Source organism: Acutalibacter sp. JLR.KK004 (assembly GCF_036941085.1).
In the GTDB taxonomy this organism is placed as follows: domain Bacteria; phylum Bacillota; class Clostridia; order Oscillospirales; family Acutalibacteraceae; genus Acutalibacter.
In genome coordinates, this window is the sequence record NZ_JAYMNQ010000001.1 from 1,664,749 (window position 1) to 1,685,982 (window position 21,234).

Annotated in this window: 21 protein-coding genes and 3 pseudogenes; 23 read left to right on the plus strand and 1 reads right to left on the minus strand. The window is 54.4% G+C overall.

What is annotated here, in order from left to right; genetic code table 11:
• Positions 1 to 113 precede the first annotated feature (113 nt).
• The 3 genes and pseudogenes from VSQ30_RS09040 to VSQ30_RS09050 all read left to right on the plus strand — a co-directional run.
• Positions 114 to 653 (plus strand): SHOCT domain-containing protein, encoded by a 540-nt coding sequence (locus VSQ30_RS09040; RefSeq protein WP_334463563.1) that lies wholly within the window; start codon positions 114 to 116, stop codon positions 651 to 653.
• Between the two features lie 399 nt (positions 654 to 1,052).
• Positions 1,053 to 1,229 carry a hypothetical protein gene (locus VSQ30_RS09045; protein ID WP_334463564.1) on the plus strand — a complete coding sequence of 59 codons (177 nt, stop codon included), beginning with the start codon at positions 1,053 to 1,055 and terminating at the stop codon, positions 1,227 to 1,229.
• A gap of 170 nt (positions 1,230 to 1,399) precedes the next feature.
• A pseudogene (locus VSQ30_RS09050) lies at positions 1,400 to 1,789 on the plus strand (recombinase zinc ribbon domain-containing protein); the annotation flags it as partial.
• On the opposite strand, the pseudogene VSQ30_RS09055 reads toward VSQ30_RS09050, so the two are convergent.
• Positions 1,782 to 1,862: pseudogene (locus VSQ30_RS09055) on the minus strand (CHC2 zinc finger domain-containing protein); the annotation flags it as partial. The pseudogenes VSQ30_RS09050 and VSQ30_RS09055 overlap by 8 nt on opposite strands.
• Before the next feature lie 88 nt (positions 1,863 to 1,950).
• On the opposite strand from VSQ30_RS09055, the gene VSQ30_RS09060 reads away from it, so the two are divergent.
• From VSQ30_RS09060 to VSQ30_RS09155, 20 genes and pseudogenes are all read left to right on the plus strand, one after another.
• The gene (locus VSQ30_RS09060) at positions 1,951 to 2,250 is read left to right on the plus strand and encodes a hypothetical protein (protein WP_334463565.1); all 300 of its coding nucleotides are present in this window, start codon (positions 1,951 to 1,953) and stop codon (positions 2,248 to 2,250) included.
• Positions 2,251 to 2,329: 79 nt separating this feature from the next.
• Positions 2,330 to 3,070: an alpha/beta fold hydrolase gene (locus VSQ30_RS09065; protein WP_016226241.1), complete on the plus strand. Its 741-nt coding sequence runs from the start codon at positions 2,330 to 2,332 to the stop codon at positions 3,068 to 3,070.
• 117 nt (positions 3,071 to 3,187) lie between these two features.
• Complete coding sequence (locus VSQ30_RS09070; protein WP_016226240.1) at positions 3,188 to 3,361, plus strand: hypothetical protein; 174 nt, start codon at positions 3,188 to 3,190, stop codon at positions 3,359 to 3,361.
• A 72-nt stretch (positions 3,362 to 3,433) separates the two neighbouring features.
• Entirely contained in the window at positions 3,434 to 3,658 is a 225-nt protein-coding gene (locus tag VSQ30_RS09075; RefSeq protein ID WP_334463566.1) for a recombinase family protein, read from the plus strand.
• Between the two features lie 38 nt (positions 3,659 to 3,696).
• Positions 3,697 to 4,485, plus strand: a complete 789-nt coding sequence (locus VSQ30_RS09080) for a ParA family protein (protein WP_502876223.1) — start codon at positions 3,697 to 3,699, stop codon at positions 4,483 to 4,485.
• Positions 4,482 to 5,393, plus strand: coding sequence for a ParB/RepB/Spo0J family partition protein (locus VSQ30_RS09085; protein ID WP_334463568.1), 912 nt, complete (start codon positions 4,482 to 4,484; stop codon positions 5,391 to 5,393). The genes VSQ30_RS09080 and VSQ30_RS09085 overlap by 4 nt, the downstream gene beginning before the upstream one ends.
• Positions 5,394 to 5,409: 16 nt before the next feature.
• The gene (locus tag VSQ30_RS09090; RefSeq protein WP_334463570.1) at positions 5,410 to 5,868 is read left to right on the plus strand and encodes a DUF5348 domain-containing protein; all 459 of its coding nucleotides are present in this window, start codon (positions 5,410 to 5,412) and stop codon (positions 5,866 to 5,868) included.
• Positions 5,869 to 5,980: 112 nt separating this feature from the next.
• Positions 5,981 to 6,415 carry a DUF5348 domain-containing protein gene (locus tag VSQ30_RS09095; RefSeq protein WP_334463572.1) on the plus strand — a complete coding sequence of 145 codons (435 nt, stop codon included), beginning with the start codon at positions 5,981 to 5,983 and terminating at the stop codon, positions 6,413 to 6,415.
• A complete protein-coding gene (locus VSQ30_RS09100; protein WP_334463573.1) occupies positions 6,415 to 6,666 on the plus strand; it encodes a hypothetical protein in 252 nt (83 codons plus the stop codon). The genes VSQ30_RS09095 and VSQ30_RS09100 overlap by 1 nt, the downstream gene beginning before the upstream one ends.
• 141 nt (positions 6,667 to 6,807) lie before the next feature.
• A complete protein-coding gene (locus tag VSQ30_RS09105; RefSeq protein ID WP_334463574.1) occupies positions 6,808 to 7,824 on the plus strand; it encodes a DUF6017 domain-containing protein in 1,017 nt (338 codons plus the stop codon).
• A gap of 20 nt (positions 7,825 to 7,844) precedes the next feature.
• Positions 7,845 to 8,189 carry a DUF3846 domain-containing protein gene (locus tag VSQ30_RS09110; protein WP_304965840.1) on the plus strand — a complete coding sequence of 115 codons (345 nt, stop codon included), beginning with the start codon at positions 7,845 to 7,847 and terminating at the stop codon, positions 8,187 to 8,189.
• A gap of 109 nt (positions 8,190 to 8,298) precedes the next feature.
• The gene (locus VSQ30_RS09115) at positions 8,299 to 9,312 is read left to right on the plus strand and encodes a hypothetical protein (protein ID WP_334463576.1); all 1,014 of its coding nucleotides are present in this window, start codon (positions 8,299 to 8,301) and stop codon (positions 9,310 to 9,312) included.
• Positions 9,309 to 10,142, plus strand: coding sequence for a class D sortase (locus tag VSQ30_RS09120; RefSeq protein ID WP_334463578.1), 834 nt, complete (start codon positions 9,309 to 9,311; stop codon positions 10,140 to 10,142). The genes VSQ30_RS09115 and VSQ30_RS09120 overlap by 4 nt, the downstream gene beginning before the upstream one ends.
• 164 nt (positions 10,143 to 10,306) lie before the next feature.
• On the plus strand, positions 10,307 to 11,272 hold the full coding sequence (locus VSQ30_RS09125; protein ID WP_304965843.1) for a CAP domain-containing protein: 966 nt from the start codon (positions 10,307 to 10,309) through the stop codon (positions 11,270 to 11,272).
• A 79-nt stretch (positions 11,273 to 11,351) separates the two neighbouring features.
• The gene (locus VSQ30_RS09130; protein ID WP_334463579.1) at positions 11,352 to 18,389 is read left to right on the plus strand and encodes a SpaA isopeptide-forming pilin-related protein; all 7,038 of its coding nucleotides are present in this window, start codon (positions 11,352 to 11,354) and stop codon (positions 18,387 to 18,389) included.
• A 96-nt stretch (positions 18,390 to 18,485) separates the two neighbouring features.
• The gene (locus tag VSQ30_RS09135; protein ID WP_334464838.1) at positions 18,486 to 19,271 is read left to right on the plus strand and encodes a phosphoadenosine phosphosulfate reductase domain-containing protein; all 786 of its coding nucleotides are present in this window, start codon (positions 18,486 to 18,488) and stop codon (positions 19,269 to 19,271) included.
• Positions 19,268 to 19,741: a helix-turn-helix domain-containing protein gene (locus tag VSQ30_RS09140; protein ID WP_334463580.1), complete on the plus strand. Its 474-nt coding sequence runs from the start codon at positions 19,268 to 19,270 to the stop codon at positions 19,739 to 19,741. Before VSQ30_RS09135 ends, VSQ30_RS09140 begins: the two co-directional genes overlap by 4 nt.
• A 3-nt stretch (positions 19,742 to 19,744) precedes the next feature.
• Positions 19,745 to 20,173: a hypothetical protein gene (locus VSQ30_RS09145; protein ID WP_334463582.1), complete on the plus strand. Its 429-nt coding sequence runs from the start codon at positions 19,745 to 19,747 to the stop codon at positions 20,171 to 20,173.
• A 36-nt stretch (positions 20,174 to 20,209) separates the two neighbouring features.
• Positions 20,210 to 20,686, plus strand: coding sequence for a PcfB family protein (locus VSQ30_RS09150; protein ID WP_334463583.1), 477 nt, complete (start codon positions 20,210 to 20,212; stop codon positions 20,684 to 20,686).
• A pseudogene (locus VSQ30_RS09155) lies at positions 20,683 to 21,201 on the plus strand (type IV secretory system conjugative DNA transfer family protein); the annotation flags it as partial. The gene VSQ30_RS09150 and the pseudogene VSQ30_RS09155, both read left to right, overlap by 4 nt.
• Positions 21,202 to 21,234 lie beyond the last annotated feature (33 nt).

Below are 21,234 nucleotides of genomic sequence, written 5' to 3' on the forward strand. Positions count from 1 at the left end.
TTTGTTTTTGCTTTCATCGTATTAGTTGGTATTCTTCTTGACAATAGCCCGTATTCGGGCTATAATGAAGGTAATCAAAATTCCCGTGAGGGAAAAAGAAAAGAGGAATGGATATGAACGAAAAAGTGCTGGCAGAAAGCAAACGGGGTATTCTCGGAAGGATATGCCTGATCCTGTTTATCTTATCTGTGATTATGGGTATCTCTGTCTCAATCACTTCAGGTGGAAAAGCCCTGCTTCCAGTCCTTGTCGCCTACATTGTCCCCACAGGCCTGCTGGCTCTGCTTACAGCACCTGTAGAAATGACGGTCACAACGGAGCGGGTGTACGGCACAGGCTCCTGGGGGAAAAAGGTTGACCTTCCCATTGACACAATTTCGTCCATAAGCTCCAGCATTTTGGGCGGCATTATAATCGGCACTTCCTCCGGGAGAATAAAATTTGCCGGACTGGGCAACAAAAAAGAAATTTACCGATGCATCAGCGATCTGCTGGTAGCCCGGCAAAAGACGCACACCGCTGTAGTACAGCCCCAGGCGCCTGCTCCGGCCAGCGCTGCAGATGAACTGGCAAAATATAAAAACCTGCTGGATAGTGGCGTTATCACCCAAGCAGAATTTGACACGAAGAAAAAAGAAGTTCTTGGTCTGTAAGCAATCAATACCACGCCCGAAGGACGTGGTATGAATAATAAGCCCTAAAAGGGCATAATACCAGCAACGCCTAAAGGCGCACAATGAGAAACGCCAACCGCACTTTGGTTAGGCGTTTCTTTACTTACATTTAACATAAATATTTTGTAAGAACCCGCAAAACCTTGTGAAACAGCGCATTACCCCGCATTTCCTGATAATCGAACCCCCAGATTACTACGAATTTACTACCAAGGGATGAGCTTTGATACCATTACACCCTGACTGACCTGCTGAAACAGGAACTTCCCGCCAACGAGAGCCGTCAGCACACGGAAACCGTGTCTGTGTCCAGCCAGAGCAAGGACATGGGCGCGGTGCTGGCCCTTCTCCCGCAGACAAAGGAGTTCATCACCGAGGATGCTTTTTTCCGTTCTGTGCCTGACACTGGCCCTGACTGTCCCCGCCAGCGCACTGGACTACAACATCGACGGCCCCGGCGACCCGGAGTACGGCAAGTCCACCTCCATCGAGCCGGTAGTGACGGCTGACCGGGGCGAAATGCCCAACGTAGACGTGAGCAAGAATTCCTGTTGACTACCAAAGTAAGAATGAATTGGGGGTCATGTGTGATGCTCTACGCAGCAGCCAAGCGACCCTCTCCGGCGTTATTCAGGACGAGGCACATTTGCTCAAAGAGATGGCAGTGGGAAATTTTGATGTGCATAGCAAGGACACATCTATGTATGTTGGTGCCTTGGAAACTGTCATCCAAGCTGGTCTGCGCGGACTGTGGGCATCCTCTGGTTGCCGCCCGCGAAACACAGCGCCGGAAAAATGGCACTGTCAAGCACTATACTTCTTATTTCTGCTCCCGGTTTGCCACTACCGGACACAGCATCTGCTCCTGGCACCGGATTTTTGAGATCAGCCTGAAAAACCTGGTGCTGAGTGAAATCCGGGCGCATGGAAAAGCGGTAGCAGCCGATGAAGCCGCTGTACTGGATAAGCTGAAACAGCACATCCAATCCGCAAGCGCCGCGCAACAAGAGGACTGCCGACAGGAAATCAGCCGTTTGCGGCGGCGTTTGGAGGAGCTGGAACAGATCACCGCAAAACTTTATGAAGATAAGGTAAGCGGGGCAATCAGCGGCGATGAAAGGCTTCCTCCGGGGAGTGCGGGGCGTAGTCCATTCTCCATGCCATCAGCAAGTGAAGATAATCGGCAAGGGTAAAGGAACTGTCAAAAATGTATGCCCTCTATGCGCCAATCCAAGCTACCTATAAAGAGAGCCAGTCACTCAAAGGACTTGCGAAAATGAGATACGATAAGGAGCATAAAGAAAGCCTTGCAAAGTACCCCGAACTAAAGGAGCGTATGCAGAGCCTTTTACAGAACGGCGAGAAGATAACGCCTAAACAGTGGAAAGCAGAGATACAGTCTTTGCAATCGGAATATGACAGTATCGGCAAGGAGCAGACCAAAACCGCCACAGAATTAGCTTATGCGGAAGTAATCAGCTACAACAGAAAGAACCTTGAAAGGGAGCTTCAGAACGAGAGCCGACAGCATAGCAGACAACAAAACAAGACTAAGCGGAGGGAGGAAGAAATTTAATGGAAATTCAATAGAAATATGGGTTTGATTGTGGTATTCTGTTAAAGGTACAAAATCGGAATTGATGGAGGATAGTGTTATGAATTTTTTATGTTTTGGCGATAAAAATAATAGGTCAATACTATTTATACATGGAATGGCTTCCACAGCAATGCTTTGCTATGAACCAATTTTAAAACATTTGGCAGATTATTATGTGATATTGGCAGAAGTGGATGGTCACAGTGAAAGAACAGATGAACTTGTCAGTCTTAAAAACAATTGCGACGAGATAGAAAATTACATAATAAATAATCTATCTGGTAATTTGTATTGTCTGTCTGGATTTTCTATGGGAGCAACAATGGCTGTTGAAATTATTGGAAGAGGCAATGTTAATGTCGCTAAAACACATTTGGATGCGGCGTTTCTGACAAAGATGGGCTTGTTGACAAAGCCATATGAATATATATTCTGCAAAGCAATCAAGCGGATTCAAAACGGAAAAGCAATCCCTAAATTTATGATGGACGCCGTTATGGGAAAAGATAACAACAGTATTATCGAAATGCTTTATACGGGCATCACCTCAAATACTATAAAAAATGCGTGTGAATTTGTGTATAGGTATCATATTCCTGAAAGTATAAGAAATTACAAGGGGGTTATTTTGTTCTGGAGAGGCTCAAATGAGCAATATCCAAGAAAGAGCGTTACTTTGTTAAAGAAATATCTGCCTGCTATAGTAGATATAGAGATTGAACATATGGGACATGGGCAGTATTTACACGAGCATAGCGATGAATATGCAAATAAGCTGATTGAATATCTGCAAAGCTGATACAAATTCCTGTGTATCTAAACAACCATTTCCCACAATCAGAACTGAATAAGTAACACAGCGTCAGAGCGTATAGGAAAATCTATGCGCTCTATTTTATTTTAAAGGAGCAGATTTATGAGCAAAGACAGCAATACACAGCAAAGAGCCACCCGACAGCACCCACCCACAAAAATTATTGTGGAAAGGCACTATGTAGGCACTGAAAAAATGGAAACAGTATTCAAGCGGATAGCCGAGGAACAGATAACAAAAAAGGTTAAGGAGATAGCGGCAAACAACGCAAATTAGCACTGGAAACGGAAAAGGGAATATAGTATAATATGAGTTAAGAGGAAGTCCCTTTTCATCAAGGAGGACAAAATGAAAAGGGCAAAACTGAATAACGACAAAATCACTGCTTTATATTGCAGGCTTTCCAAAGACGACGGCACAAACAACGAGAGCATGAGTATCAGCACACAGAAAACCATGCTGAAAGAATATGCCAAGCGCAACGGTTTTCTCAACTGCCAGTTTTACGTTGACGGGCCTGTTAAAATAGGACTAAATCAGAAACACCCCACAGCAAGGGGCGCGCTGGTTTAGTCCTGTTTTTATTCTATGAACATAGAAGGAGGCCAAAAATGAGCGAAATGGCGAAAATAACGGCAATCTGCAACCAAAAAGGCGGAGTTGGCAAAACCGTAACGGCGGTCAACCTGGGTATCGGTCTGGCGCGGGCAGGCAAGAAAGTTCTTCTGGTGGACATGGATGCTCAGGGGTCCTTGACTGCCAGCCTGGGATACCAGCGGCCCGATCAGATGGAAAATACGCTGGCGACCATTTTGGGCCGCATAATTTTGGATGAGCCAGTGTCCCCCGGCGAGGGCATCCTCCATCAAGCGGAAGCTGTTGACCTTCTTCCGGCCAACATCGAGCTGTCCGGCTTGGAGGTCACGCTGGTAAACACTATGAGCCGAGAGACGATCTTGCGGGACTATCTGAACAGCGTCCGAGATCAGTACGATGTGATTCTGTTGGACTGCTGCCCTTCCTTGGGTATGCTGACCATCAATGCCCTGGCCGCTGCGGATCAAGTGCTGATTCCCATGCAGGCGCACTACCTCTCAATCAAGGGATTGGAACAGCTTATCCGTACTATATCAAATGTAAAGCGGAAAATCAATCCCGGTCTGGAGATTGCGGGCATCCTTATCACTATGGCGGATTTGCGAACGACCTATTCACGGGAGATCATTGAGCTGCTCCGCAATTCCTATGGGGACAAGCTGCGGATTTTCAACAGTATTATCCCTCAGTCAATCCGGGCGGCAGAAACCAGCGCAGAGGGCCGAAGCATTTACCTCCATGACCCTGCTGGTAAAGTCTCCGCCGCCTATGCGTCTCTGACAAGGGAGGTCTTGGCATCATGAAAGGCAGCGCCAGTAAGATACAGTTGGCTGGCTTTGACGACTTGTTTCAAACTGGCGGCAAAGCGGAGGCCAACGGCGAACAGGTGCAGGAGGTTCCGCTGGCAGAACTGTTTCCTTTCAAAGATCACCCTTTTCAAGTGCGGGATGATGAAGCGATGCAGAAAACGGTGGAGAGTATCGCGCGGAGCGGTGTCTTGGCTCCCGGAATTGTTCGCCCCCGCAAAGAGGGCGGCTATGAGATCATAGCGGGACACCGGCGCAAGCGAGGGAGCGAGTTGGCGGGCAGGGAGACAATGCCAGTCCTCGTTCGGGAATTGGATGATGATGAAGCTACCATAATCATGGTCGATTCCAACCTCCAGCGTGAGAAAATCCTGCCCAGCGAGAAAGCCTTTGCCTACAAGATGAAAATGGAAGCCTTGAAGCATCAGGGTAAGCGGCGGGACCTCACTTCGGAACCGGCAGTTCCGAAGTTGACCGCACGGGAGAAAATCGCACAGGACGCTGGAGAGAACTGTGGTCTGACAGTCACCCGGTACATAGCTTTAACCAAGTTAATCTCGCCCCTGCTGACTTTAGTGGACGAGGACAAACTATCGTTCAGTACCGCCGCTGACTATATCGCTATTCTGACAGAACAGGAGCAGACTATCCTCGCATCGGTGATGGACAAGCTGAGTGTAATTCCTACAAGGAGCCAACTTGTGAAAATCAAAGAGCAGCGCAGAACCGAAGTGCTGACCATCACTGTTATTGAGGCCATTCTGTCAGAGGGATGCCCCGCCACTGTGCAGGTAGTCCTCAAACAGACAAGGCTGCGTCAATACTTTCCGCAGACTTACACCGCCCAGCAGATGGAGGAAGTCATAGTGTCCCTGCTGGAAACGTGGAGCGTTCAGCACAAATAGAAGGGAGGCTGTTATCATGGCAGATTTACAAGCGGCGCTTGCGGAGGCGGTCAAGCTGAACCAGCACATCTCGCAATTTCTCAAATTCTCCACCTATCCCGAATACAACGATTTAAGCGGTCTGGATATTGATTTCCATGATGGAGAACAAATCCTCATTTGGGATGAGCTGCGGCGTATCACGGAACGGCTGGCGGATGTGCAGGAATACATTTCCTATCTGACCCGGCCTGTCGCAGAGGAAAGCCGCCTGAGTAAAGGGACTGCCGGGAAGTACCGGACGGCAAAGGGCCACTACTATGATTGCACCAGCGTGATTGAGGCTCTTGTGTCGGATGAGTACCACGATGTTCCTTATTGGACAATCACCAGCGTGGAGCATAACGGCAGGGATTATTACCTGGTTGGACATAAAGATATTACTATGAAGGGACTGCGCGTCCGTGTGCGGACCCAGCCCTGGCCGTGGCAATAGGCCAGCATCAGCCGCCCTCACAACTGACTGAAATCGGTTGTGGGGGCGGCTTTTTTACGTTTACGGCAGAATCAGCCTGACCTATCGGGCATACGGGGGAAAGGAGGCGCAGATGCCGAAATTGGAAGAACTTCTTCGGCTGGTAAATGAATCCAGCAGTCGGACGGCGAGAATCCAGGCCCTTGCCGCTAAGATGGACACGCATACCCTTGACGACTATGACGCAAACCTCCTGTCCGCACATTTAGAAATTGTGATTGATAACCTGCGGACTGTGCAGGAGATGGCGTCGTACCTGTCCCGGCCCATCAAGGAAACCAGTCGCCTGTGGAAAAATGGCAGCGGGCAGTATGAGACAACGGCGGGGTTCTGCTTCCGTGAGGGAAGCCCTATTGAAGTCCTTGTGCCGGACAAATACCGTCTGGACAATTCTCATTGGGAGCGGACATTCCTGCGGTATGACGGCAGGGACTATTACCTTGCCAATTACGCCGATCTCCCCTTGAAAGGGTTGGCGGTCCGGGTAAGGGAGGGCGACCAGCCGTAATGAACAAGAGGATCAGGAAAAAGCATCTCAAGAGGACGCTGAGCGGACTGCTTGCCGCCTATGACGAATATGAGGCGGCGCGGGAGCGTGTTTTCCGTAAGGCCCTGCAAGATGTGGCGGATGCCTACGGAGGCTCCAAGGAAACATTTTATGCCGCATTTCTGCGCTATATGGAGATCGCCTCTATTATGGCATCCAGCGGCCCGCTGCCCAGGTTTTTAGCTGAACGCAATACATCCGCCTCCGCATAGCTGACTGCCAGCTATGCGGAGGCTTTTTTACGTTTACGGATAAATCTACAAAGCGGCAGGAAGCATGAGCGCCCCGGTGACTATCGCAGTCACCGGGGCGCTTTTTTTGCTTCTCCGCACATTTCAAAGGAGGCAATCACCATGCCGTCAAATCTGAATCTGGACTACTACTACGGCAACGAAGCGGAGCAGTACAGTTTCTACCGCATCCCCAAGGTCCTGCTGACCGACCCCCGTTATAAGGGCGTTTCCATCGAGGCCAAGGTTCTCTATGGCCTTCTGCTGGACCGCATGGGGCTGTCCGTCAAGAACGGCTGGATGGACAGCGACCGGCGCGTCTACATCTATTTCACACAGGAGGACGCTATGGCCCTGATGAGCTGCGGCAAGGACAAGGCCACGAAGCTGTTCCGGGAATTGGACAAGGACGGCATTGGCCTGATCGAGCGGAAGAAGCAGGGCCAGGGACGGCCCACCCGCATCTACGTCAAAAACTTCATCCTGCCCCCGGAACCCGGACAGCCCCAGCAACCGGAACAGACACCGCCGCCCCCCGCCCCCCAGACTGCGGAAAATCAGCAGTCAAGACCGCTGGACAGTGCCGCACTCTTGACTGCGGAAATTCCGCAGTCTGCACCGCTGAAAATGCGCGGTCTTGACAGCGGTTTTTCCGCCCCTAATAAGACTGAAAAGAAAAATACTGAACTGAATGATACTGACCTATCCATCCTTCCCCCTACCCCCGCACCGTTTGCCCGTGCAAGGCCCAAGAGCCGGATGAGGATGGATGAGATGGATAGATACCGAGAGCTGATAAAAGAAAATATCGACTATGACCTTCTCCTGACGGAGCATCCCTATGACGAGGAAACGCTGGAGGGCTATGTGGAACTCATGGTGGAGGTCTGCTGCTCCCGGCGTGACTTCATCCGTATCGCCGGGGAGGAAGTTGCCACCGGCGTGGTCAAGAGCCGCTTTCTGAAACTCAGCCATGAGCATATCGCCTATGTTCTGGAAAGTCTGAGCCAGAACACCACGCTGGTGAAGAACATCAAGGCGTACACCCTGGCGGCGCTTTACAATGCGCCCACAACCATCGGCCAGTATTACGCGTCCCTGGTCAGCCACGATCTGGCCCAGGATGCCGCTGGAATATAACACGAAACGGAGGACATTGTATGACAAAAGAAATCGACATTCTGGTGGTGGAACCCGGCAAAGCCCCGTACCCTGCCAAGGCGGAGGACACGCTGGAAGCCTTTCAGAAGATTGTGGGCGGCCCCATTGAGGCCGGGTGCTACCTGCCCCAGCGGGTCATGCTGGTCTGTAACAGCGAGGGGAAGCACATGGGCCTGATGCCCAACCGGGAGAACCCCACGGACAGCGGGGACTTTATCGCCGGGACTTTCCTGCTGTGCAGTTTCGAGGGGGAACATTTCGCCTCCCTGACCGCCGCCCAGCAGAAGGAATTTGAGGCATACTTCGCCCTGCCGCACAGCCCGGAGAAGGGTGATTCTGTATGAACATAACGCGGCGGAGCAGAGCGCCCCCCGCACCGGGGCACGGTAATTCCACACAGTCAGACGGCCCCACATGGCCGTCCTATTTTTTACCGATAAGGAGATGATCGAAATGACAAAACGGCGAATTTCCATGCTGCTGTGCGCTGCGGTGCTGATGCTGTGCATGGCGTCGCCCCCCGCTCTGGCCGCTGACCGTTCGGCGGCCTGTTATTACCCCATCGAGGTTGAATCCTACACCGCTGGCGATTTCGACCAGCCCCGTGTCCGCAAGGTCTACCAGCTTTCCCTTTCGGACGATCCGGCTGGCATCCCTACGGAGGACTTCGAGGAATACGGCATGACCTTCCACCTGATGGAGATGACCCGGAAAACGGAGGTGGGCGTGGACACTCAGCCGCTGACCAAAACCGTCACCACGGACAGCAAGACCGGCGATTTGGGTGAGATTTTGAAGCAGCTTGACGCGGAGATCGAGTCCGAAACAGAGGACGGTTACACCGGAGTGCTGAAGCTGGACTACAACAGCGTCCAGGTGGATGTTAAGGGTTATGGCACTTCCACCCGAAGCCTCTCCGCTTCCCGAACCTATCCCAACCTGTCCGACGCCGACCTGTCCCTTGTGCCCAAAACGGTGACGGAGGGCGGCAAGACACTCAATCTGGCGGATGTGAAGTGGTCCAGTACCACCGACATGGAGGGCGAGGACGTGGTGACACGCTACACCGCCACAGCCAGCTACACCGGCTCGGTGAGCAGCCGCTACGTCACCGGCTACACCGTGACCGCCGACTATACCGGGGAAGTGGCGAAAACCTCCTGCGAGGTTGTGATTTATACCGCAATCTTCGGATGTACGGATGTACCCTACACCAATACCGCCCCCACCCAGGAAAACGGCAATACGGGCGGCGAGAGGCAGGACGCCCAGGAGGATGGCCCCGCTGGGAGCAATCCCCCGGGGGACACCCTCCAGGCCGACGGCGATACGGTCACTGATACCGCCGCCCCGTCTGGCGGGGCAGCGGCCCTCTCCATCGCCGGATGCGTGGGCGGTATCGCCGCCCTGCTTGCTGCCGCCTATTGGGGCTATGAAAAAATCAAGGAAAGGAGATCGGCCACATGAAGCTGAAAACCCATCTGAAATCCCAGCTTATCTCGTCCCTGCTGGTTACTGCGCTCTGTGTCACCCAGGCCAGCGCCTTGGAATACGGCTTTGACGGCGCGGACGATTACCTGTTCGCGGACCCCACCTCCCAGGATGTGATCTATCAGGCGGAGGACCAGAACGTGAACAGGAGCAAGACCGCCACCCTGATCGCTCCGGGTTTTGGAACGCCCACCAGCTATCTCCGCGGCTCCGGGGAGTATCTGACGCCCAACCTTGCCCCCGGCGCTATGTCTGGAGGGTTGGTGAACGCTGTGGGCAATTATGGCTATACCGATTCCAGCCCTGGCGGTTATCCCGCCACGGATACCTCCATCAGCGCGGGGACTTATCCCCCTGCTGGTAATGAGAACTTCACCACCAGCACCATCGGCTACACGGACGTGACCAGCGACCTCTATTACGCTGGAGGACACTTGGGGACGCTGAAAATCCCCGCTATTGGCGTGAATGTGAAGATATATCAGGGGACGGACAGCGCCACCCTCGCCAAAGGCGCGGGCCACTTCACCGATACCAGCATTTGGGCCGGAAATGTCTGCGTGGCGGGCCACAACCGAGGAACCAACTGCTACTTCGGAGAAATCCATACGCTGAACATCGGGGACGAGATCACGCTGACCACTATGCTGGGGACCCGTACCTACTACGTCACCAGCGTCCAGAAAATCAGCGAAACAGACAGCAGCGCCACCGGCTCCACCAGCGATAACCGCATTACGCTCTTTACCTGTGTCCGCAACGAGAGCGCCTACCGCTGGTGCGTGACAGCGGTGGAAAGGACCTGACAGCCTCAAACAGAGCTGTGTAGGACCACCAAAAAACGCCGCCCATTTTCTACATCATTTGAGTGTTCTCCAGCTTGCTTTCTGTGCGGTTTTGGTATATAGTATAATTGGGTTGTTTTACGATAAAATACAACACCAACCACACAGGACAAAAGGAGGACATTATGAAAAACGCAGGAAAGACCATTTTGACCCTGTTTGCCGGGATGATCTTGGGCGCGGCCCTGTTCAGCGGCGGCGTGGCGCACGCGGCGGAAATCTTCTATAAGGCGATCCCCAGCACAAACATCATCTATCTGGACGGCCAGCGGGTAGAGCTGGCGGCGTTTACCATTGATGGCAGCAACTATGTGAAGCTGCGGGACGTGGGTGAGCTGGTGGGCTTCAACGTCTATTGGGACGGCGCGGTTCAAATTGACAGTGACGCCCCTTATACCGGCGTTGCTCCCGTACAGGCGGATGCTTCCATACGGGTAGGCAGCTATAAGGGCAATACTCTGGCTACCGGAGAGATCAGCGGCTTGATGGTTTCAGAATCGGATTGTACCGCAGTTTCCAGTGATCCCAATGTTGTGCGTGTGGAAAATGTGCTGGGGCATTGGACAGCCAACGCTCAGGCCCCCGGCACAGCAACGATCACTGTGACCGCCCCGGACGGCAGGACAGGAAGTGTGACTATCACCGTGCAATCCGCCATCCCGTCCTCCCCTGCCGGTGAAAGTACCGCCGCTTTGACAGACAACATGGCGATACGGTTGGAACTGGTACGGCTTATCAACCAGACCCGCGTGGCAAACGGTGTGTCGGAGCTGCCGGTCAGCGAGGCCCTAATGAACGCCGCGCAAGCCTGCTCCAATCAACGGTACACCTGGCATCACGCCCAGGAGGAGGGCAAGGCCGCCGCAGATGCTGGCTATCCCTACGGCTTCGGTGACAACCTCACCGTATTCACTGGCACGGAGGATGCCGCCAAACGCGCCGTCACTAACTGGATCAACTCGCCCGGCCATTTCCAGACTATGATTGACCCGGATTGCGACTGCATTGGTGTAGGCGTAACCCAATATGACGGCATCACCTACTGCTATATGTTTGTTGGAATACCCAACAGCATCAACTTTTATGCGTAACTGAATATAAACCTGAACGGCCTTTCAGCGCAAGCTGGAGGGCCTTTTTATTCCCAAAACGGAAAGGAGCTTTTGATTTATGGGAAAAATCCGTTTCTCTTTCACCCGCATGACGGCTCTGCTGCTGGTGCTGGTGTGTATGTTGGGACTGCTGCCCTCCACGGCACTGGCGGCGAACCCCAGCACCATCAAGATGGACGATTGCGCATACAGCGGAACCAAGTACGATTCCCCAGCTCTAGGCGAGTGCTATATGCACCAGATGCACTTTAACTACAACGGCAAAAGTACAATGGGCTTCTGCGCCGAGAAGGGCAAGGGCATGGGCTGGTCGCTGAAGGGCCACACCTGGGGCAATCCCCAGCCCATCTCCGACCCCACTGTAAGGACAATGATGGCGTACTTTTACGCCCATTCTACCGGCGTCTTTACCGATCAGGCCAAGGCACTGGGCGTAAATGACGTATGGGACAGCAACTACACCTGGACCATGAACTCCTGGACGCAGGCTATCGTCTGGCGCTACAAGGCCGGTCTGCTGTCTGATCCAGTGGTGGCCTGTGCCGAGGAACTGCTTTGCGTCTATAACAATCTGGAGCATACCAACTATTCCAGTATTGACGATACAATGGACGGCAAATCGTTCCGTGACCGGGCGCAGTATATTCTCGACCTGGGGGCGCAGGGCGTATGGGGCGAGTGCGAGGTCTATGAGTACGCCTACACTGGCCCCGGCTCCAGCTATCACCCCTCCAACGATGTGCAGGCTGTCATGGTGGGCGACCTGAGCATTACCCGTGAACTGTATAGCCTGATGATTAAAAAGGTTGATTCCACCAATCCCAACAAAGGACTGTCCGGCGCAAGGTTTCTTGTTGCTTCCGAAAATGGCGCCTACTCCAAGGAAGTGGTGACAGGCGGAGACGGCACTGTTACAATACCCCAATTGGAAGCAGGTACTTACGCCGTGACCGAACTGGAGGCCCCGGCGGGGTACGAGATCGACAACTCGGGGCCGCAGTACATTGTCCTGCCTAACGGAACCAATAAAACAGTGACTGTCACCTTTTCCGATACCCCTGAGATTACCGGCGAGGGCAGCATCCGCAAGGTCGATGCGGACGACCCCACCAAGGGGCTGGCCGGAGCGGTCATCAAAATCACCGGCGTGGACAATGATTTTACCGGAACCTATGTCACTGGCGCTGGCGGCTATCTGACGGACGTTCCCTGGAAGGATATGCCCCTGGGCAGCTACACCGCCGAGGAAATCAAACCCCCGGAGGGCTACTCTCTCAGCCCGGATGTCAGCAAGACCAAGCAGACCTTTGTTTGGGACGGCAAGACCGATGTGGCCCTGGTCTTTGAAAATGACGCCAAGGTGAAGATAAGGCTTGTTAAAAAAGATGATTCTGATAACCCTCTCCCCGGCGCTGTGTTCAACATCATCAAGGACGGGCAGATCATCGGCACAGAGGCCACCAAAGCGGATGGCAGTATCACCGTTACCGATGTGACCGAGGGAATGTACGCCTTTGTGGAGGTGTCCGCGCCTGCGCCTTATTCCTGCCTGACCGAGCCTGTGTTTGCCCATGTGGATCAGGCCACCATCAACGGCGGCGGCACTGTCACCGTAACGGCGGCGGATCAGAAGCTGCCCAGCCTCACCATTCTCAAGCGGGACGCCCAGACCAAGGAGGTCATTCCCGGCACCGTCTTTGAGATTAAGGGCATCCACTACGGCTATCATAACGATGTGACCACCGGGCCGGACGGCAGGGCCGTTCTCTCCAATATCCCCGTGGACAGTTATGAGGTGGTCGAGAAGTCCGTCCCCGACCCCTATGTGGTGGGCGAGGAACCCATGCAGACCATCTACCTGGGACCCGGCGAGAACCGGGAGCTGATTTTTGACAATCTGAAGCAGCCTGTTTTGAAAATCTCCAAGGTGGAACAGAGAACCAACACCCCCATCCCCGGCACGGTGTTCACTGTGGAGGGCATCGACAGCGACTACCGCCACGATGTGACCACCGAGGCGGACGGCTTCGCCACCCTGCGTGTTGCACCCGGCAGCTACCGGGTGACGGAGAAATCTGTGCCTGACCCCTACTGTCTGCCGGAGAACGAAGCGGACCGGACCCAGACCATCAGCTTGAACGGCGGCGATGAAAAGACGCTGATTTTCAAGAACAGCAAAAAGCCCCTGCTCACCATCTCCAAGGTGGACGCGATCAGCGGCGATCCTGTCCCCGGAACGGTGCTAACCGTGGAGGGCGTCAACAGTGACTATCAGCATGATGTGACTACCGGCGCGGACGGCACGGTTTCTCTGCGGGTGGATCCCGGCACTTACCGCATTACCGAGAAATCCGTCCCCGCCCCCTACTATCTGCCGGACAAGGATGCGGACCGGGTGCAGACCATCTCTCTGAATCCCGGCGATGAAAAGACGGTGGTATTCAAGAATCACAAGGCCCCGGAACTGACGATTTTCAAAGAGGATTCTGTTGCGGGCGCTCCTATTGAGGGGGCAAAATTCCATGTCACCTATACTTCCAACGGCGAGGCGGCGGACGCTCCCAGCACCATCGACTTCGGGTATATCCTGACGGACGCCAACGGTGAAATCAAGCTCCATGAGCAGGGCAAGCGGCTGTATCCCGGCGAGTACACCATTACCGAGGTTGCCCCGGCCCCCGGTTTTCAGATGAAGGAGCCGACCACGCAGAAGGTCATTCTCCACGGCGGCGAGAGCAAAACTGTCACATTCCAGAATGAGCCGCTGAATGGAATTGTCGTGGAGAAGTATGACAGCGTGACCCATGAGGCCCTGCCCGGCTGCACCTTCCAGCTTCGCTACCTGGGCGGGACCTCTGGCACGGGCGGCACTGTAATCGGCCAGAAGGTGACAGGGAAAAATGGGACCTGCATCTGGACTGGACTGAAAAGCGGCACTTATATCGTGGAGGAGGTGGACCCCGCTGACGGGTACAGCATCATCAATGCCTCTGAAACAGTCTATATCTCTGATAATGGGACGCAGAGCGTCATTACCGTCCGTTTTGACAATGCCCCGGACGGCCAGCTTTTAATCCGAAAGGTATGCTCCGTCAATCCCTCTGTAACCTTGCAGAACGCCGAGTTCAAGGTCATGTATGCGGATGGCACTCTGATTGGGGATTCCAACGGCATTTTCAGAACGGATGAAAACGGGGAAATCCGCATTACCGGGCTGAAACCGGGCAAGAGCGTGGTCGTCACCGAGACCAAAGCCCCGGACGGCTTCATCATCGACACGCAAAGCCAGACCATTCAGATTCAAGAAGGCAAAACGGTATCGCTCACCTTCAAAAATCAGCCCAAGGGCGGCATTATTATTCAGAAACGGGACAGCATCAGCGGCCAGCCGCTCCCCGGCGCGGAGTTCCGTGTCACCACGGCGGCGGGCTGTGAGGTCGGTTTGGACGGCGTGATCGGCACGTCCACCTTGACCCAAAATGGTCTGTTTACTACCGACAGCAGCGGAGAAATCCGTATCAGTAATCTGGCCCCCGGTGCTTATGTGCTGACCGAAACCAAGGCCCCGACAGGGTATGTTATGGATGCCCCCAGCACGAATGTGGTGATCGGGGCCAACGGGGACACGCAGACGGTCATCATCACCAACACTCCCAAGGCCACCCTGACCATCACCAAGCGGGATGCCGTGACACGCAAGCCCCTGGCGAACGCTGAATTTATCGTCCGGGACAGTGAAGGTCACGCGGTCGGTCCCACCAATGGCATTTACAAAACCGGGACAGACGGAACCGTGATCGTCTCCGGTCTGGAACCTGGCAGCACGATCATGGTGTCTGAAACCAAGGCCCCTACCGGCTATATTCTGGACGAGACGCCCAAAAGCATTGTGGTGAAATCCGGCATTTCCAACAGCCTGATTTTTGACAATGAGCCTGGAACCACCCTTATTATCCGAAAGTTCATTGAGGGGACGGAAAATGAGCCGCTGTCCGGCGTAGCGTTCAAAGTAGTAGACGGCAGCGGGGCCGCAGTCGGCCCGGACGATGGAACCTACTTCACCGACAAGGCTGGCGAGATTGTGTTGGACGGCATCGAACCCGGAACCACAGTGATTGCCAGAGAAATCAAGACCGTGGAGGGCTTCGTGCTGGATGGAACGCCCCAGGATATTCTTATCAAGGGCGGGACCGTACAGCAACTTACCTTCTGGAACAAGCGGGCCGGTTCTCTTGTTATCCAGAAAAAGGACAGCGTGACCGGCGCTCTCATCTCCGGCGCTCAGTTCCAGTTGACGTATGCCTCCGGCGGCTATGTGGACAATGACAACGGACATCTGTCCTCCAACGGCCTCTATACCACCGATGCCAACGGGGAAATCCGCATCTCCGGCGTGACCGGCACGATTGTAGCGAAAGAGGTCAAGGCCGCTCCCGGCTATGTGATCGACCAGTCCACGCAGACGCAGACCGTCACCGTCAACCCGGATGATACGCAGACCCTCACCTTCCTCAATGAGCCTCTTTGCAGCTTGACCCTGACCAAGCTGGATTCTGTGACCGGAAAGCCCGTTCCTGGAACTGAATTTACAGTGAAGGACGGTAACGGCACTGTGCTGGGCCGCTACACCACAGGGAAGGACGGCACGGTGACAGTATCCGGCCTCGTTCCGGGCAGCACCATAGTAGTCAGTGAGAGCAAGGTCCCCAGCGGGTACGTTTTGGACACAACTCCCAAAACAATCATTGTGAAGAATGGAACCAACAGCCTGACCAGCGGCGTGGGCGGCGGCGGAACCAACATCGGGAACAATGACGGAACCAGCGGCGGCAACGATCTGACCTTTGAGAATGACCCCAAAATGACCCTCACGATTCACAAATACATTGAGGGGACACAGAATGAGCCGCTGGCGGGTGTTGCGTTCAAAATTACGGACAGCACCGGCGCGGCGGTTGGCCCTGGCGATGGCGTATTTTACACCAACGCTGCGGGTGAAATTGTGATTGAGGGGCTGGAACCCGGCACTTCCATCACCGCCCGCGAGATCAAGACGGTGGACGGTTTTGTTTTGGACGGCACGCCCAAGACGGTGAAGATCACCGCAGGCCCCCAGGCCCCCGAACTGACCTTCTGGAACCAGCGGGCGGGCGAGCTGGTGATTCGTAAGCTGGATTCCGTCACCAAGCAGCCGCTGGCAGGCGTGGAATTTGAGCTGACCTACGCTGGCGGCGGCTATGTGGACAACGCCAACGGCCACCTGTCCAGCAACGGCCTCTATACCACCGATGCCAACGGCGAAATCCGCATTTCCGGCGTGACCGGCACTATCGTTGCCAGAGAGACCAGGACGATTCCCGGCTACACCATTGACGAGGCTACCCGGACGCAGACCATCACCGTCAATCCGGCAGACACGCAGACCCTCACCTTTTACAATTCGCCCCAGCAGACCTTGACCATCCAGAAATATGTAGACGGCACTACCGACCCCATCCAGGGTGTGACCTTCCTTGTCACCGACAGCAGCGGTGCGGTTGTGGGGCCGAATAACGGCGAGTATGTCACCGATAAAAATGGACGCATTGTTATCACCGACCTGACCCCCGGCGTCACCATCACCGCCAAGGAGACCAAAACAATAAGCGGCTATGTGCTGGACACCACGCCGCAGTCCATCCTCATCAAGCAGGGAGCGGCCCAGACCCTGACCTTCTTCAACAAGGCCGAGGGTGGGCTGGAGCTTATTAAGGTTTCCGAGAGCGACACCACCCGGCGCATCCCTGGCACTACTTTTGAGATCAGGAAAATGGATGGCGCTCTGGTGGACACCGTTACCACCGACAGCACGGGCCGCGTCCATGTGGCGCTGGATGCCGGGGACTACTATGCCGTGGAGATTGAGGCGGCGCAGGGCTTCAAGCTGGACGACACGCCCCACTACTTCACCATCACGGACGGTAAAACTACCACGCTGACGGTAAAAAATAAGCCCTTTTCCGGGATATTGATTCACAAAACCGACAGTGTGACCGGCAAGGGCATTTATGGGGTAACATTCCTGCTGTACGACAACACCAACACTCCCATCGGGCAATACACCAGCGACAACAGCGGTTATGTTTACATCGAGGGGCTGACCACCTCCGGGCGGTACTATCTCCGTGAACTGGAGAACGAGGGCTACATTGTGGACACGCAGATGAAAACGGTTTATGTGACCGCTGGGGAGACTACTCTGGTGGAGTGGAAGAATACCCCTATTACCGCGCAAATCCAGATTATCAAGAAGTCTGCGGACTACAATCCCACCAACGGTCTGCCGGCAGGGACGCTTCTGTCCGGCGCGGTCTTTGAGATTTACGACAAGGCCAACAATGTGGTGGACACCATCAAGAGCGACAGCCGGGGGCTGGCGGTTTCCAAGCCCCTCCCGCTGGGCCGCTACACCATCAAGGAGGTCAAGGCCCCGGACAACTACGGCGTGAACGATACAGTTCTCAACGCCTATCTGGAGCATAAGGGGCAAATCCTCACCTTTGAGGTCACAAACAAGTCCCTGACCACCGGCGTTGCCATTACCAAGACTGGCCCCAAGGAGGTCATGGGCGGCCAGCCGGTGCGCTATATGTTCTTCGGGATCGCCAACACCTCCAATGTCCGTCTGGACAGCTTCTATTGGCGGGATACCCTGCCCGCCGAGGTCATTCTGGATAAAGTTGTGACCGGCACTTACAACTACCCCGGCAACTATAAGATCGTGTACCGCGTCAATGGCGGCGAATACCAGACCTTGGCCGATAACCTGAGTACGCAGAAGAACTACACCCTGGCGGCGTCCCCCGTGGCCCTTGGGCTGGCCTCCAACGAGCGTGTGACCGAGATCATGTTTGTGTTCGGTCAAGCCCCTGCTGGCTTCGCGCAGGTGGAAAAGCCCTATATCTACTGCAACGCCAGACCCGGCCTCCCCGCTGGTTCCTTCGTGAACAAGGCTGATGTGGGCGGCGTGTATAACGGCGAGTGGATTCAGGCTGTTTCCCGCTGGGTGACGGTCATCTACGGCAAGCCCACCACCCTGCCCAGAACGGGCTATTAAGCCTTTTCAAGCCTAACCGATCAACTTTCAACCTGTTTTGCCCTGGAAGGACTTTGCTCCTTCCAGGGCTTCTTTTTTGCCTAAAAGGAGGAAGATATAACGAAAACAAGCGAAAATCGCAATGAATACCACGCTGTCAGCCTAAGTGGAGGCAAGGACAGCACTGCGCTTCTTCTGCTGATGCTGGAAAAGGGGATGCCGATTGACTGCGTACTTTATGCAGATACAACCATGGAGTTTCCTGAGATGGAAGCGCATATCGCCAAGCTGGATAATCTTCTCTGCCAGAAGCGCGGCATCCATATTACTACCCTGCGCCACCCGCACGGCTTTGAATGGCTGATGTTTGATGAACCAAAGGTAAAGCAGAGTTGTTTGGAACGCCGTGCTAAGTTGGGTGTGCCGCCCTATGGCAACGGTTGGCCAGGTGCAAAGGTGCGCTGGTGTACCGGCCAGCTCAAGACCCATCTGATTCAGAAAGAGGTCAACCGGCTCAAAAAGGAGAAGAACGCTCTGCACTATATTGGCATCGCTGCTGACGAAGCCCACAGGTGCAAGGACGATCCGCAAAACTGCTATCCGCTGGTGGAATGGAAAATCACCGAGGCCCAAGCATTGCAAATCTGCTATAGCCGGGGCTTTGATTGGGGCGGGTTATACGAGATTTATCATCGCGCCTCCTGCTGGTGCTGTCCCCTTCAGCGCATTGACGAACTGCGAAAACTGCGGACATATCACCCGGAACTGTGGACGCGGCTGCGGGATTTGGACAACCGGGCGCGGGCCATGTTCGGCCCCGGCCCCCTGGGGCAGTTCAAGAAGGACTGGAGTGTGGAGCGGCTGGAGGAACGCTTTGCGAGGGAGGGGGCGCAGACGACATGAGTATGGCAGTCGGCAAGCGAATCCGCTTCTTCCGCAGGCTGCGGAGCATGACACAAAAGGAACTTGGTAAGGCCGTTGGCTTTTCCTCCCGAACCGCCTCGGTCCGTATTGCTCAATATGAGATCGGCGCAAGAACCCCAAAACTGGAACTGCTGAAACAGATTTCGGATGCCCTTAACATATCGGCAGACGCCTTGACCACGCCCGATCTTGAAAATGTGACGTGCCTGATGCACACGCTGTTTGCCCTGGAGGATTCCCGCTTCTTTAATGTACTTTCTCTTGCGGGCAATATTGAACTGTGGAGCGACATAGAGGACAACAATGTTCCTCTGGCTGTCCGCACCATGCTGAGAACATGGGCGGAACTGCGGACGAAGTATCTTTGCGGTGAAATTTCCAGCGAGGAATACGATCAGTGGCGGTACAATTTCCCGAATATTCCAACAGATGAAAGTGAGATGATATAAACCATGGAATTTGCAGCCAAAAAACTGCTGATGGAGCGGCTGGACAAAAGCCTTTTGGACCACGCCGCCGCTCTGAGCAGCGACAGCAGCGGCCCTACTATTTTGGGTGTCTACAAATTGCAGGGCTTGGCCGAACTGCATTGCTATCTGAAAACGGCCCATGAGTTCAACGCCGCCGAGGTGGACGGCCTTTTGCGGTTTGCCGACCCGCTGGAGGTGGCGAAAGCCTGCTGGGAGGACAATCCCCATGAGTACAGTTTCCCCATCTGTGAACTGCTGGGAACAGTACGGGCGCGTGAGCGGTTCCCGCTGGCGGAACCTACGCCGCCCCCGGAAAAGGTATCTGTGCGGGAGCGTCTGAACGCCGCTATCCAGGAGGCGCACCGTCAGGCGTCAGGGCATAGCCGTGACCGCGGCGGCGAGGGCCGCTGACCATTCTTCCGCTCCGCATAACAGGAGGTGAACGTGATGCAGGAGGAAGTACGGGATAAGTCCGTAGTGTTTGTGATAAATGTGGGTAAAAACGGCGGGAGAATGACCGCCTCTCTGCTGAAATGGGCCATGCGCCAGTATATGGAGCAGTCCAGAAACCCGCATATCCACCATGGCAGACAGACAGTCAAGCAGCTTGTGCGGCAGGGGGCGGGCGTTCAGAACATCGAGATCACAGATAGGAATATCAAGTCTTTTGAACACATCGCCCGGAAATATGGCGTGGACTACGCATTGAAAAAGGACCCCAGCGAGGGGAAGTATCTGGTTTTTTTCAAAGCAAAGGACACGGATGCGCTCAACGCCGCCTTTGCCGAATATACCGCAAAGACGCTCAAGCGTGACAAAAGCAAGCCATCTCTTTTAGCGCGGCTGACCCATTTTAAGGAGATCGTAAAAAGCCAGTCGAGGGACGCGGAGAAGCACCGCCAGAAGGGGGGAATTGAGCTGTGAGGCCGGACTATAAGAAGCTGGCTCTGACCTACTTTCCCTATCTCATTTTTCTCTGGGTGTTTGACAAAGCCGGAGAGTGCTACCGGCTGGCGGCCGGTGCGGATATGGTGACGAAGCTGATGGCCACCATATCTGACCTGGGGACGGCAATTTCGCGTAATCCCCTCCCCAGCCTCCATCCCCGCGATCTGCTGATCGGCCTGATCGGGGCGGCGGCAATCCGTTTTGCCGTCTATTGGAAAGGCAAAAACGCCAAGAAGTACCGCCACGGCGTAGAGTATGGCAGCGCCCGATGGGGGACAGCCGAGGATATTAAGCCCTTTATTGACCCCAAGTTTGACCAGAACATTCTCCTGACGCAGACCGAGCGCGTCATGGTGGGCCGCAACAAAAACCCGAAATACAACATCAACAAGAATGTGCTGGTAATCGGCGGTTCCGGCTCCGGCAAAACTCGCTTTCACATTAAGCCAAACCTCATGCAAATGAACGCCAGCTATATTGTCACAGACCCGAACAGATAAGTATAATAAGGTTATAGGGAAGCG